Genomic DNA, 12,991 nt, shown 5'->3' on the forward strand with positions numbered 1-12,991 from the left:
TAGCTGTCCGACGCTATGCCAGCTACGGTTTCCACGGACAGCGCCAAGCGCGCGCTCCTCGAGCACCTGATCGATGACGCCGGACTCTTTCCGCCCGCTCGCCTGCCCATGCGCGAAGCCCTGCGGGCGCACGCTCGCCACAACGAGAGCGCCTACGCGTGGGTCGGCGGCCGCTTCGTGGCCCCGGCCTCACGGCTGGACGAGCTGGCGAGGACGCGCATCGGGGACGCGCCGCTCGACCTGGCGATCGTGCTCGACGCCGCGACGCAAGGCGCCAAGGGCAACACGATCCGCGCCGACCTGCATCGCACCGAGCGCGTCCGCGCGCTGCCGGGCGTGACGGTCTCGGCGCTCGAGGTCCGCATTCCCGGACCGGCCCTCGACGCGGGCGCGCTGGGCGCCGCGGTGGGCGAGGTCGCGATCGGGTGGCCGAGCGATCCGGTCCCGTTCTGGTACGAACCGACCTTCAACGCCGGCTGGGTCACGCCGCCGGAGACCGCGCTGGCGGCGCTCGCCGCTGCGCGCGAGAGCGCGCCCGCCAACGTCACCGTCGGTGCCAAGCTGCGCTGCGGCGGTCCGACGCCGGCCGCGCTGCCGGAGGTCGACGACGTCGCCGCGTTCCTGATCGCCGCGCAGGCGCACGGGGTGCCGTGGAAGGCGACGGCGGGGCTGCACCATCCGGTCCGCGGCCGTCACGGCGAGACGGAGACGGCGCACGGCTTCCTCAACGTCTTCCTGGCCGGCGTGCTGCTGCACGCGGGCGCGATCGAGCCGAGCGCCGTGGTCGACGTGCTGGCGGAAGAAGATGCGCGCGCGTTCCAAGTCGATCCGCTGCACGTCGGCTGGCGCGACGCGCGCGTCGAGGCGGAGGCGGTCGCGGCCGCGCGCGCGCAGTGCGTCGCGTTCGGCAGCTGCAGCTTCGACGAACCGGTGAACGGCCTGCGCGAGCTCGGCCTGCTGGCGTGATCGATCCCGCCGATTACGGCCTGGACAACCTTCCCTTCGGCGTCGTCGAATACGACGACCGCGTCTTCCCGGCGGTCGCGTTCGAAGATCGCGTCGTCGACCTCGACGCGCTGGTCGGCGCGAACGTGCTCGACGAAGAGAGCCTGCGCGGTGCGAGCACGCTCAACGCGTTCCTCGGCCGCGGCCACAGCGTCTGGTCCGCGGTCCGCGCGCGCTTACAGCAGCTGCTGGGACCCGCCGCGGCAGGCCACGAGCGCGCCGCCGTCGCCCGCGCGTCGCATCCGCGCGACGCGGTGCGCGAGTGCCTGCCGGTCGCGATCGGCGACTACGTCGACTTCTACTCCTCGATCGAGCACGCCACCAACGTCGGCGAGATCTTGCGGCCCGGGACACCGCTGTTGCCGAACTACCGGCACATCCCGATCGGCTACCACGGGCGTTCGGGCACCGTGGTGCTGAGCGGGACGTCGATTCGGCGTCCGCACGGCCAGCGCAAGCCGACCGGTGCCGACGCGCCGGTCTTCGGGCCGACGCAACAGCTCGACGTCGAGCTGGAGATGGCCTGGATCGCCGGACCCGGGAACGACTTGGGCGTGCCGATCGGCGCCAACGCCGTGCGCCCGCACGTCTTCGGCTACGTGTTGCTCAACGACTGGAGCGCACGGGACATCCAAGGCTGGGAGTATCAGCCGCTCGGACCGTTCCTGGGGAAGTCGTTCGGGACGTCGATCTCGCCGTGGATCGTCACCCTCGACGCGCTCGAACCGTTCCGGGTCGCGGAGCGCGCGCGCGATCCCGAGCCGTTGCCGTATCTGCGCGCGAACCTGCCGTGGGCGTACGACGTCGAGCTGGAGATGCTGCTGGTCACGCCGCGTATGCGCGAGCACGCGCACCCGCCGCTGACGATCTCGCGCACCAACCTGCGCGGCATGTATTGGACGGTCGCGCAGCAGCTCGCGCACGTCACGTCCAACGGCGCGACGATCAGGCCCGGCGATCTGTTCGGCACCGGAACGATCTCCGGGCCGACGCCGGGCTCCGAAGGGTCGCTGCTCGAACTGACGCACCGGGGCGCACGGCCGCTCGCGCTTCCGGGGCGCGAGACGCGCGGATTCCTCGAGGCCGGCGACACCGTCATCATTCGCGGGCGCGCGACGAACGGGGCGGCGCGGGTGGGTTTCGGCGAGGTCGTCGGCACGATCGTCGGCTGAGGAACGACGGAAAACGCGGTCCTGACGGCGTACAGCGGGGAACAGCCACCTCGGTCGATCGTATGTTTGATCGCCAGCACTGCACTTTGTCTTCGAGGCTCCGTCGGAGGTCTCCATGCGCTCCCGCTCCGTCGCACGGTTCATCGCCATCGCTGGTCTGGTCGCACTCGGCAGCGGCTGCGCCGGCTCTCGCGGTTCCACCTCGATGGTGCCGCATGTCGGCTCGAACGTTCCCACCGGCGCTGAGCGAAGCGTCACCTTCAAGCTGGTAGTTCCGACCAAGCCCGGGGCGGGGACGACGAGCCAGAGGCGCGTCCCGAAGTACGTCTCGCCGTCGACGCAGTCGATCGCGATCATCGTCAACGGCGGCACGCCGGTCGCCGAGACGATCCAGACCAGCGGTCCGAACTGCACGACGCCGACGGTGATCTCGCCGACCACCTGCACGATCTCGTTCACCGCGCCGGTCGGGACCGACACCATCGAGATCGACACGTACGATCAGCCGAACACCGGCTCCGGCCCCTACGTGGGCAACGACCTCTCGAACACCTCGTTCCTCGCCACGATCACCGCCGGGGAAAACAACGTCATCACCGCGACCTTGGGGGGCGTGGCCGCCTCGGCGACCGTCACCCCGCTGGCGAACTCGGGGTATCTGGTCGGTTCGCAGAGCGGCATGATCGCGTACGGCGACAAGTCGTTCAGTGTGGCCGTCGTCTCGTACGACGCCGACCAGAACCCGATCGTCGGGCTGGGCGCACCGTCGCTCTCCCTGCAGGGATCGTCGGGACTTTCGATCACCGGCCCCGCCACCGGTGCCTCGCAGAACATCTTCACCTTCAAGAACACCGCGTTCGGAACCAGCGAACAGCTGATCGCGACGGTCACTCCCCTCGCCGGCACCACCGGACAGCCGGTCACCGAGGCGATTCCGGTCGAGACCAAGCACGTCGTCGTCTACACCCTCAACCCCACCAACAACGCGGCCTACGTCTTCTACGACGAGAACGGTACGGCGCAATACTCGCTCGCGGTCCCGGGCGGCAACAACGCGGAAGACGGTCTGGCGGTGGACGCCAACGGCACCGTGGCGATTCCGATCAGCAACGGGACGGTCGACGTGTATACGAACGGTGCGACCTCGCCGAGTTATACGATTAGCGGCGTGGTCAGCAATCCGGGCGGCGCGTGCTTCGATCACGAGGGCGACCTCTATCTCACCGACAGCAACGGCAACTCGGGGAACGGTCAGGTCGAGATGGTCACGGCCGGCGGGACGACGACCGCGGCGACCTACAAGACCGACATCGTGGGCCCCTTCGCATGCGCCGTCGATCCGGTCGACGACTCGCTGTGGGTGCTGAACCTGGGCAACTCGTCGGTCGTGCAGTATCCGCACGGCTCGACCACGCCCGAGCAAGAGTTCGCTTTGAGCGGCGGCGAGAGCTACTCGGACGAGTCGATCGCGCTCGACCGCTTCGGCACGATGTACATCGGCGAGAACGACGCCAGCGACGTGCCGCAGGTGCAGGTCTATCTGCTCGGCACGCACTCGTCGGACTTCGTGTTGAACACCTATGACCCGAGCGGGTTCTGGGCCCCGACCGGCCTGGCGGTCGACGTCGCCGGAAACCTGTGGGTCGGCGACTTCACCAACGGGGGCGGCGGCGGCGCGGTCCAGGAGTACCCGGGCTACGTGACCGCGTCGTCGTCGGCGACGATGCTGCCGTACACGCCGCTCAACTCGCTGCTCGGCCTCGCGGTGAATCCGAGCCAGTAACCGCCGACGCCCGCTACGCCTTGCGGCGGGTGGTTTTCTTGCGGGTCGTCTTCTTGCGCGCCGCCGTCGCTTTCTTGCGCGTCGCGGTCTTCTTGCGGGTGGACGTCGCCTTCTTGCGGGTGGACGTCGCTTTCTTGCGGGTGGCCGTGGTCTTCTTGCGGGTCGAGGTCGCCTTCTTGCGGGTCGTTCCGGCGGCTTTGCGCGCGCGGGCCCGGCCGGCGACGGCGGCTCGCTTGGCGCGGGCGCTATGAGGCCGCACGCCGACGTCCGCGGCCGACGTCTCGCTCAGGTCGACGTCGTAGTGCTTGGCAGCCTTCTTGATGTTGGCGAAGGCCAGGTCACGATCGGCCGCCGAGACGCCTTCGACCTGGTCGAGCCGGGCGATCGCGTTGCGGACGTGCCGCGCGTCGGTCAGCGGCTCTTTGCGCTGCTTCGGAAACGCGTAGACGCTGTCGGGCAAATCGCTCTGCGTCGTGAGCCGCCCGTGCTTTTCGTGGGGACGCCATGTCGCTCGCATGGCCCCAGTGTACCCGAGCACGGGCGGCTCGCAAAGCCCTAGAAGTTGGTCCCCCCGTTATACGGCGGCCCGTTCACCGCGTACCCGAACAGGGTCCCGGCGGTCGTGTCCATGTACGTCTCGTCGGAGGCGAGGACGTACCCGGCCGCGATCAGCGCCTTGACCTGCGTGTCGTACTGGGCGACGTAGTTGGCCTGGTTGCCGTACAGCGTGGTCAGCTGCGAGCTGCTGAAGACGTTGAAGACGCCGGTGTTCCCACAGGTGTCGGAGATGCTGTTGGTCAGCGCCGGCGGCAGCGAGACTTCCTGGGCGCCGTCGGAAGCGATCTCGGTCGGCTGCCCGAGCGGGAACATCTCGTCGGGCGTGCGCACGCCGCCCTGCGGCCACATGTTCGCGTCCAGCGCCGGGACTTGAAGCGTGGCCCCGATCGAGTCGTTGAACGTGTTCAGCGTCGCGCCGTTGACGACCGTCGTCTGCACGCTCGGCGCGCTGGTCAGCGTGAAGTACGTGCTCGCCGGCAGCGACGGCGCGCTGCTCGCTGCGGCGACGCCGAGCTGTTTCTCCAACTCGAGGAAGATCGCGCGGAAGTACGGCTGATAGCCGATCGGGTTGGTCGCGACCGAGACGCCGGCGTCGCACGCGCCGCCTTGCGTGACGGCCGGGTTGGGCGCGAACACGCCGGCGCCGCTGGCGGCGGCCGGAACGGCGCTGGCGCCGTGCGGCCCGGGCCAGTCGTAGCGGCGATAGTTCGCGATCGACGTCGGCGAGTCGCTCAAGCTGGCGAACACGCGATAGAAGTCGGTGTAGTTCGCGACGTCGATGTAGAACGGATCGCTGCCGGGCCGGCTGAGCAACTGTGCCGCGCTCAGCGGCGACGCGCCCGCGTTCGCGTTGGGATCGAGGTACGCTCCCATCGGCGCGCCCGCCGCGGCGCCCAAGTTGTTGATCGCGAGCCAATTCCCGGTCCCGTCGATCGGGATCATGCCCTGGAAGACGGCCTTGAGGTTGGTCGGATCGACGTTGAAACCCTCGGCGAGCAGCGTGTTGACGGTCCATGCACTCTGGCTGATGCCGGTGAAGATGCGCGTCGCGAACGTCGGCGGCGTATAGGTCGCGCCGGTGACGGTCGGCGCCGCGGTGGTGCCGGCCAACATGCGGCCGAAGTCGCGCTCGACGACCAGCCCTTCACCCTGCGCGTTGGCGGGGATCGAGGTGTTGTCGCCGTTGGTCGTCGCGCTGCTCTGCCACTGCACGCGGCCGTACGCCGTCGCGTTGTTCTGCAAGAAGCCGTTGCCCATCCCGGTCGCCCACATCTGGCCGTCCGGTGAAGTGCCGCCGGTCGAAGCCGGGCTCTGGTTGAGGCTGCCGAGCGAGATCGCGGAGCTGCGGTTCTCGGCGTCGACGAGGATCACGGTGTCCGGCGCCGAGCCGGCGGCGGGCGCGATGATCTCGTACTGTGTCGTGTAGTCGACCATCCCGTTCGCGTCCTTCGGCTGCGAACCGATGTTCACGACCGCTTCTTTCGGATCGATGATGCCGCTGATGACGCCGTACGTCTTGACGTACGGGACGCCGTTGAACGTGCCGACCGGCAGTTGCCCCAGAACCGTCATCGAGACGACGCGCGATTTGAGAGCCAGTGCCGGGTTCGGGGTGGGAAGGTTACGCGGCGGCGTCGTGCCCGAGCCGCCGCACGCGGCCGGAACGACACCAAGGGTCGCGGCCAAAATGACCGCGAGCCGAAAAGCCGAGGGATGCAACAGGGGACCCTCCGCGGAAACTCGCCTCCACCCGGTGAGACGGAAAGTGGAAGAATATTCCCATCGTATCCCCTCGACCGGCGTACCAAACGGGGGCGCCCCCCGCTGGGTGAGTCAGCCCAAGTAGCCCACGCTGCGCTCGAGCGCGGTCCACGCGGCATCGCCGAACGCGACTTTTTCCTTGGCGTAGAAGCCGGCACTCGCGAGCCGGGCACGGAACGGCCCGACCTCGACGCGGTTGAGGACCATTCCGCGCCGCACGAGCTTGTCGGCCAGGCTGGCCTCGGAAAGCTGCATGTCGCGCCGGTTGGTGAGCGCCTTGGCGTCGATCTCTTCGTGCAAGATCGTCTGCAAGTCGGGCGGCAACGACTGCCAGGCCTGCGCGTTGGCGACAACCCAGAAGTTCGACCACATGTGGTTGGTCACCGAGATGTATTTCTGGACCTCGAAGAGCCGGTAGGTCTCCAAGATCGTGAACGGATTCTCTTGCGCGTCGACGACGTGCGTCTGCAGCGCGGTGTACATCTCGCTGGCCGCGATCGGCGTCGGCGCCGCGCCGAGCGCCGAGAACATGTCGGTCCAGATGTGCGTGGGCGGCGTGCGGATCTTCAAGCCGGCCATGTCGCCGACGACGCGTATCGGTTTGGTCGAGGTCGTCACCTGGCGGAAGCCGTTGACCCACGGCCGCGCGAACGTGTGGAACGGCCCTTTTTCGTCCATCTCCGCGCGCACGAGCGCGCCGAGCTGGCCGTCGAAGGCGGCCAGCGCCTGCGGTTGGTCGTGGAAGGCGAAGCCGATCCCTTCGATCCCGGCCAGCGGCGCGACGGCGGCGTAGATCCCCCCGTAGCCGGAGTAGAGCTGGATCGCGCCGGTGCGCACCTGCGAGAGCATCGCCGGATCGCCGCCCAGGACGTTGTTCGGATAGATCTCGATCGCCAGGCGCCCGTTCGAGCGTTTGGCGACCGCGTTCTTCACCAGCACCGCGTTGACGTGCAGCGGATGGTTCAGCTGGACCGCGTGTGCCCACTTGAGGGTGAACTGCGCAGCCCTGGCTGGCGCCCGGACGAACGCGATCGACGCGAACGTTCCGGCGGCACCGGCCAGGAAGGTCTTACGAGTCGGTGCGGTCTTAGATCGGGTCATGGTAGCCGGCGCGGATCATCTCCTCGCTCTGGCTACGCGCTTCGCGGAACAGCGCCTGCTGCGCCGGGGCCTGGTTCTGCGGCTCGGCCAGCAGCTTCGCCAGCTCCTCGTCGAAGAACCGCGAGACGTCCTGCGCCGTGTGCATGCCGTGGCGGACGCGCTGCGCGATCATCAGCCGATAGATGCGATCGGTGGCGAGGTCCTCCATGTAGCCGTCGAGCAGTGAGGCGCCCAGGCCGCTGAGGTACCCGTGGCGGTAGCGAATGACCGTGCGCACCGCCGCGCGCGTCCCGGCTTCGCTCTTCGTGCCGACGCCGGCGATCGAGGGCAAGAGGTCCGGCGTCGCGTTCGCGCCCGGCTTGCGCTTCATCCCTTGATTGGGTTTGGGGAATTGGGCGACCGCGATCGCATTCTGGTCCGGATGGCCGGTCCAGGCGCCGTCGAACAGACACGCCGCTTCGTTCTGCTTGTCTTTCTCGAGGACGGCCATCGCGCGCGCGTTCAGCTCGGGATCGCCGCGGTCGGGGAAGAGCGCGGTCATGCCGCCGACCGCCAAGATGCCGTGCCGGTGCGAGACTTCGGGGATACGCTCGCGCAGGTTCTGGAAGAAGCCGACGTCGGTCGGGATCGTGTTGCGATCGGGCAACACCCAATTCGGATCTTCGAGATTGTAGTCGATCAGCGATGCCATGTAGTCCCAACGGCCCAGGTTCAGTCCCAAGATGTGATCGCGCAAGTTGTACGCGAACTCTTCGATCTCGTACGCGAACGGGAACGCCTCGACCAGCGCCATCGCCTTGATGGCGTAGGGATCGTCGAGGCCCTTGGCCTTCGCCAGCGCTTGGAAGACGTCGCGCCACCACAGCGCTTCCTCGGCCGACTCGGATTTCGGGATGTAGATCGCGAGCGGGTGCTTCAAGCGCGTGAAGTCGAGCTTGTAGACGAGCAGCGCGAGATCGAACAGGCCGGCCGACGTCGGCTCGTCGTAGACGCCGGCTTGTCCCAAGTGCAGGCCGCGCACGCGCGTCCACAGCACGGTCGAGGACGGCTTGATCGCGACCGTGTTGCCGCCGCGCTTCTGGTCGACGTACGTGAGCTGGCCGTAGTACGCCTCGATCGCGTTGTCGATCGCCAGCAAGATGCGCGCGAAGTCGTTCGCCATCGAGTCTTCGAAGTCGATCATCACCGCCGGCGAACCGGAGTTGAGCAGCTTGACGACCAGCTCGTGATCGTCGGCGGGCCCGGTCATCTGATTGCGCTGATCGGCGACCCACGCCGGCAGCTCGACCTTCCAATCGCCCTGCGCCGCCGAGGGCGGCAGATACGCCGGCTTCTCGCCGCGCTGCGAGGCCGCGAGCCGCTCGTGCCGCTTGGCCAGCAGCGCCTGTTGGCGGTGCGTGAACGCGTCGTGCAGCGGTTTGTAGAAAGCGGCGAACCCCGCCGGCAGGTCGTTCTCGATCGAGAAGCCTCGCGGGGCGGTGTTCATCGGAGGGATGTGACCCGTCTGCGTCTGCATGCCGGCCCTTTCGCCGTTTCCCGGTGGACCCATCCGCCCGCGTAGGCCAGCCGTCCAATCCGAGCCAATTGGAAGTGATGTGCGCAATGAGGAGTTTTCCGCCCTCGACCTGTAGTTCCGACACCGGATGCGCCCGTAGCTCAACTGGATAGAGCGAGGCACTCCTAAGGCCGAGGTTGGCGGTTCAAGTCCGCCCGGGCGCATGTTTCCCTCCAGGAGCCCAGGTCATCGCACGACGCGTGTACGGTATCGTCCGCGCGGCCTCGCTCATGGCAGCGGTGGTCGTGGCCGTGCTATGCGGTCCGGCGGCGGTGCGCGCGCTGCTGCCGGCCGATCTCGCGTTCCTGACCGGGGCCGGCGTCGTCGCCTTGGCGCTCGGCATGATCCGTCCGCCGGCCGCGCACTTCGAACGCAGCCTGCGTCCGACGCCCGAGAGCGATCGGGTCGGCCTGCTGATCCCGGTGCTGATCGCGGTGCTGGCGGTCGAGGGCTGGTTCTGGGCGGCCGTGCTCAACGTCGTCGCCAGCCTGGTCCGCATCGACGGGCTGCGGCGCCGCTCGCTGAGCGACCGGATCCTGACCTCGGCGCTGCGTTTTCCCGGCTGGTGGGCGGCCGGGCTCGTCGCGGCGCCGCTGCGCGGCGTCGTGTCGACCACCCCGACGCTAAGCGCGCTGGGCATCTTCGTCGGGATCGCGACCGCCGCGGCGCTGCTGATCGACCTGCTCTGGATCGACCCGCTGACCGCCGCGCGCCAAGGCCGCTCGCTGCTGCGCGTCTGGCAGCGGCACCTGGCCGACCGCGGCACGGTGCTGACCGCGCTCGCGGAAGCGGGATGGGGGTACGTGGTCGCGCGCGTGTTCCTCGGCGACGGCGCGCTGCTGGGGATCGGGACGATGATCCCGCTGCTCGTGTTCGCGGTCGTGCTGGTGCGCTTCGCGCGCGCGAACGCGCGGCTGCACCGGTTGACGATCTCGCGCGCGGCGGTCGACGCGATGCTGCGCGCCAGCGACCCGCAGCCGCAGATGCGCTCGCTGCTCGAGAGCGTCGATCCGCGCATCGTGCGCGAGTCGGTCGAGATCGCGGCGTTCGGGCGCGGCGGCGGCGATCAGTGGACCCGGTTGGTGCGGTTCGGACCGCCGGTCACGCCCGAAGTCGAACGGCGCGGCGGCCGCGTGCTGCTCGAGCTGCAGGTGACCGGCGAGGACGTCGTCGTCGAGCACTACGACGAGGGCAGCGTCCAGGTCTACGCCGCGCGCGACGGCGAGAACCGCCTGCGCGGCGCGCTGCTGGTGTACCGTTCACCGCAGCACGCGCCGCTGGTCTCGCCGCGCGAGTTCGAGCGCGCCGCGGCGGAGCTAGGCCCGTTGCTCGGCGAGTACGGCGCGATCACCGCCACCCGCACCGCCGCGACGATCGACACGCTGACCGGCCTGGCCAACCGGCGCGGCGTCTCGCGCGCCTTCGACGAGGCGATGGCGTACGTGCGCGGCGGCGGCCGCTACGCGGTGCTGCTGCTCGACGTCGATCACTTCAAGTCGATCAACGACCTGCTCGGCCATCAAGCCGGCGACCGCGTCTTGGCGCAGATCGGAAAGGTCATCGCCGACAACATCCGCGGCGTCGACGTCGCCGGCCGCTTCGGCGGCGAGGAGTTCCTGGTGCTGCTGCGCGACGCCTCGCGCGAGCGCGCGATGCACGTCGCCGAGCGGCTGCGCGAAGCGATCGAGAGCGGCGGCTTCGCGTACGCCGACGGCAAGCCGGTCACGGTCTCGGTCGGCGTGGCCTACGCGCGGCCGGTCGACGGGACGGCGGACGTCGTCGAGCGCGCGGATCGGGCGCTCTATCGGGCGAAGAACGCGGGGCGCAATCGCGTCGTCGAATCCCCACTGCTCGCCGTCTGACCGAGGATCCGTCATCACCACCGCCCCGATCTACGTCATCGTCCAGCTGACCCCGACCGCGCGCTGGCTCGCGCTCGCGCGCGACGAGCGCGAACGCTGGGTCGAGGACCGCTTCGCCCAGCTCGCCGAGTCGTTCGCGGACGACGAGAGCGGGCCGCTCTGGTCGCAGGTCACCGAGATGCACACGACGCGCGGGATCGAGCGCAGCGTCGTCATGCTGTGGCGCATCGCCGACGACGACGCGCTCGGCGGCCTGGGCGAGATCCTCCAGCGCGCCGATCTGACCGATTACTTCGTGGTCGCGACCATCGGCGGATTCCGCGACGACGACCGCGCCTCGATCATGGGCCCGCTGGTCGACCTTTAGTGGCGGTCCGCTCAGGGGTGCGGGACGACCAGGCGGGCGGCGACGACGCCGGCGTAGACGGCGGCTAGGCCCAGGATCAGCGAGCCGGCCACGTAGGCGAAAGCACCGGCCAGTGCTCCGGCCCGGGTCAGCTGGAGCGCGTCCAAGCCGAAGCTCGAGAAGGTGGTGAAGCCGCCGCAGATGCCGGTCGCCAGGAACAGGCGGGCGTTCGGCGACATCCCGAGGAGGCCATCGGTTGCCAGCTCGGCGATCGCGCCGATGGCGAAGCAGCCGACCACGTTGACGATCAGCGTGCCCCACGGGAAGCCCGGCCCCCAGCGGCCGATCGCCAGCAGCGCGACCGCGTAGCGCAGCACCGAGCCGATCGCACCCCCCGCGGCGACCAGCAGCCCGTTCTGGAGGGTCACCGAGCGAACGGGCAGGGGGAGCGCACGGCCCGTCCTTCGGTTTACAGGGGCCGGACCCTGTGCTATGCTATCCGCTGGAACGGACCCCGCGTCCGTTTTCTTCATGTTCCCCGGCGCTCCGGGCCCCCTACAGACACGACGATGGCGAAAAAAGAAAACCGCGTGATGGTCACCATGGCCTGCACCGAGTGCAAGCGCCGTAACTACAACACGTTCAAAAATCGGCAAAAGACGAGCGAGCGCCTCGAGCTCAGCAAGTATTGCCGCTGGTGCCGCTGCCACAAGCCGCACCGGGAAACCAAGTAATCCTCGGGTATCGGCATTTCGCCGAACCCCTAAGGGCGGTGGCGCAATTGGTAGCGCAGCGGTCTCCAAAACCGCGGGTTGCAGGTTCGAGTCCTGTCCGCCCTGCCAATTTTCTGCGGTACAAGGCATCATGAAGACCAACCCCTCCCGCTCCGGCGCGCCAGCGCGCTCGGGGCCGTCCCGTCCCCAAGCGAGCCGTCCGACTCCGTCCCGCACGCCGGCGCGTGCCGCCAACGCGGTGCGCACGCAAGAGTTCGTGCAGGGCGTCATCTCGGAGATGCGGCGCGTTACCTGGCCCTCGCGCGAAGAGTGGGTCGGCGCCACGCTGCTCACGCTGGCGCTCGTCATCGGGGTCGGGGTCTTCACCTATCTCTGCGACCTGCTGTTCGGTTGGGTGTTCACCTTCCTGACCGGAGGGGCACGCTGATGGACACCGATCAGACGACCGTCGTCGTTCCGGACGACGCGACCGTCGCCGCCCCGGCCAAGAAGCAAGACGACCGCAAGAAGTGGTACGTCATCCACACCTACTCGGGCTACGAGAACAAGGTCAAGGCCAACCTCGAGCGCCGCATCCACTCGATGAACATGCAGGACAAGATCTTCCGCGTGCTCGTCCCGATGGAAGACGAAGTCGAGTTCAAGGACGGCAAGCGCAAGATCACCCCGAAGAAAGTCTTCCCGGGCTACGTCCTGGTCGAGATGGACATGGACGACGCGTCTTGGTACGTCGTGCGCAACACCTCGGGCGTGACGGGCTTCGTCGGCTCGCCGGGTTCGGGTGAGAAGCCCGTCCCGCTGCAAGACAAAGAAGTCAAGACGATCCTCAAGCAGATGGGCATCGAGACGCCCAAGCTCAAGATCGACTTCGCCAAGGGCGACCGCATCAAGGTCACCTCGGGACCGTTCTTCGACTTCACCGGGATCGTCGACGACATCCAACCGGAGAAAGAGAAAGTTCGGGCGCTCATCTCGATCTTCGGGCGCGAGACGCCGGTCGAGTTGGAGTTCTATCAGATCGAGAAGGTCTGAGCGACTCGCTCTGAGAGCATGGTGGTGGGCGAGCGGCGCCGCACCACCCACGCCGGGGACGCGGCCCTCGCACATCGTGTGC

General features: G+C 68.6%; 13 protein-coding genes and 2 tRNA genes. 9 read left to right on the forward strand and 6 right to left on the reverse strand.

Going from position 1 to position 12,991, the window contains the following annotated elements; all coding sequences use genetic code 11:
- The first annotated feature begins 15 nt into the window (after positions 1–15).
- From VMD91_13220 to VMD91_13230, 3 genes are all read left to right on the forward strand, one after another.
- Positions 16–966: a hypothetical protein gene (locus VMD91_13220; GenBank protein HTW85024.1), complete on the forward strand. Its 951-nt coding sequence runs from the start codon at positions 16–18 to the stop codon at positions 964–966.
- Complete coding sequence (gene fahA, locus VMD91_13225) at positions 963–2,177, forward strand: fumarylacetoacetase (GenBank protein ID HTW85025.1); 1,215 nt, start codon at positions 963–965, stop codon at positions 2,175–2,177. The genes VMD91_13220 and fahA overlap by 4 nt, the downstream gene beginning before the upstream one ends.
- A gap of 115 nt (positions 2,178–2,292) precedes the next feature.
- Complete coding sequence (locus tag VMD91_13230) at positions 2,293–3,960, forward strand: hypothetical protein (protein ID HTW85026.1); 1,668 nt, start codon at positions 2,293–2,295, stop codon at positions 3,958–3,960.
- Positions 3,961–3,973: 13 nt separating this feature from the next.
- Here the strand turns inward: VMD91_13230 and VMD91_13235 are convergent, their stop codons facing one another.
- From VMD91_13235 to VMD91_13250, 4 genes are all read right to left on the reverse strand, one after another.
- A complete protein-coding gene (locus VMD91_13235; protein HTW85027.1) occupies positions 3,974–4,477 on the reverse strand; it encodes a DUF6582 domain-containing protein in 504 nt (167 codons plus the stop codon).
- Positions 4,478–4,515: 38 nt separating this feature from the next.
- Complete coding sequence (locus VMD91_13240; protein HTW85028.1) at positions 4,516–6,237, reverse strand: alpha/beta hydrolase domain-containing protein; 1,722 nt, start codon at positions 6,235–6,237, stop codon at positions 4,516–4,518.
- A 114-nt stretch (positions 6,238–6,351) separates the two neighbouring features.
- On the reverse strand, positions 6,352–7,380 hold the full coding sequence (locus VMD91_13245) for a TRAP transporter substrate-binding protein (GenBank protein ID HTW85029.1): 1,029 nt from the start codon (positions 7,378–7,380) through the stop codon (positions 6,352–6,354).
- Positions 7,367–8,896, reverse strand: a complete 1,530-nt coding sequence (locus tag VMD91_13250; GenBank protein ID HTW85030.1) for a hypothetical protein — start codon at positions 8,894–8,896, stop codon at positions 7,367–7,369. The genes VMD91_13245 and VMD91_13250 overlap by 14 nt, the downstream gene beginning before the upstream one ends.
- A gap of 129 nt (positions 8,897–9,025) precedes the next feature.
- Here VMD91_13250 and VMD91_13255 point away from each other — a divergent pair.
- Together VMD91_13255 and VMD91_13260 are read left to right on the forward strand one after the other, a co-directional pair.
- A tRNA-Arg gene (locus tag VMD91_13255) sits at positions 9,026–9,099 on the forward strand.
- Between the two features lie 36 nt (positions 9,100–9,135).
- Entirely contained in the window at positions 9,136–10,797 is a 1,662-nt protein-coding gene (locus VMD91_13260; protein HTW85031.1) for a GGDEF domain-containing protein, read from the forward strand.
- Between the two features lie 30 nt (positions 10,798–10,827).
- Here VMD91_13260 and VMD91_13265 read toward each other — a convergent pair whose 3' ends face one another.
- Positions 10,828–11,013: a hypothetical protein gene (locus VMD91_13265; protein ID HTW85032.1), complete on the reverse strand. Its 186-nt coding sequence runs from the start codon at positions 11,011–11,013 to the stop codon at positions 10,828–10,830.
- On the opposite strand from VMD91_13265, the gene VMD91_13270 reads away from it, so the two are divergent.
- Positions 11,012–11,164: a hypothetical protein gene (locus VMD91_13270; GenBank protein ID HTW85033.1), complete on the forward strand. Its 153-nt coding sequence runs from the start codon at positions 11,012–11,014 to the stop codon at positions 11,162–11,164. The genes VMD91_13265 and VMD91_13270 overlap by 2 nt on opposite strands.
- An 11-nt stretch (positions 11,165–11,175) precedes the next feature.
- Here the strand turns inward: VMD91_13270 and crcB are convergent, their stop codons facing one another.
- On the reverse strand, positions 11,176–11,571 hold the full coding sequence (gene crcB / locus VMD91_13275) for a fluoride efflux transporter CrcB (protein HTW85034.1): 396 nt from the start codon (positions 11,569–11,571) through the stop codon (positions 11,176–11,178).
- A 338-nt stretch (positions 11,572–11,909) separates the two neighbouring features.
- Here crcB and VMD91_13280 point away from each other — a divergent pair.
- The 3 genes from VMD91_13280 (at position 11,910) to nusG (ending at position 12,909) form a co-directional block, all read left to right on the forward strand.
- A tRNA-Trp gene (locus VMD91_13280) sits at positions 11,910–11,985 on the forward strand.
- Positions 11,986–12,007: 22 nt separating this feature from the next.
- Positions 12,008–12,304, forward strand: a complete 297-nt coding sequence (gene secE / locus VMD91_13285; GenBank protein ID HTW85035.1) for a preprotein translocase subunit SecE — start codon at positions 12,008–12,010, stop codon at positions 12,302–12,304.
- Complete coding sequence (gene nusG, locus VMD91_13290) at positions 12,304–12,909, forward strand: transcription termination/antitermination protein NusG (GenBank protein ID HTW85036.1); 606 nt, start codon at positions 12,304–12,306, stop codon at positions 12,907–12,909. Before secE ends, nusG begins: the two co-directional genes overlap by 1 nt.
- The last annotated feature ends 82 nt before the right edge of the window (positions 12,910–12,991 follow it).

Source organism: Candidatus Sulfotelmatobacter sp., from assembly GCA_035504415.1.
Taxonomy (GTDB): Bacteria; Vulcanimicrobiota; Vulcanimicrobiia; order Vulcanimicrobiales; family Vulcanimicrobiaceae; genus Vulcanimicrobium.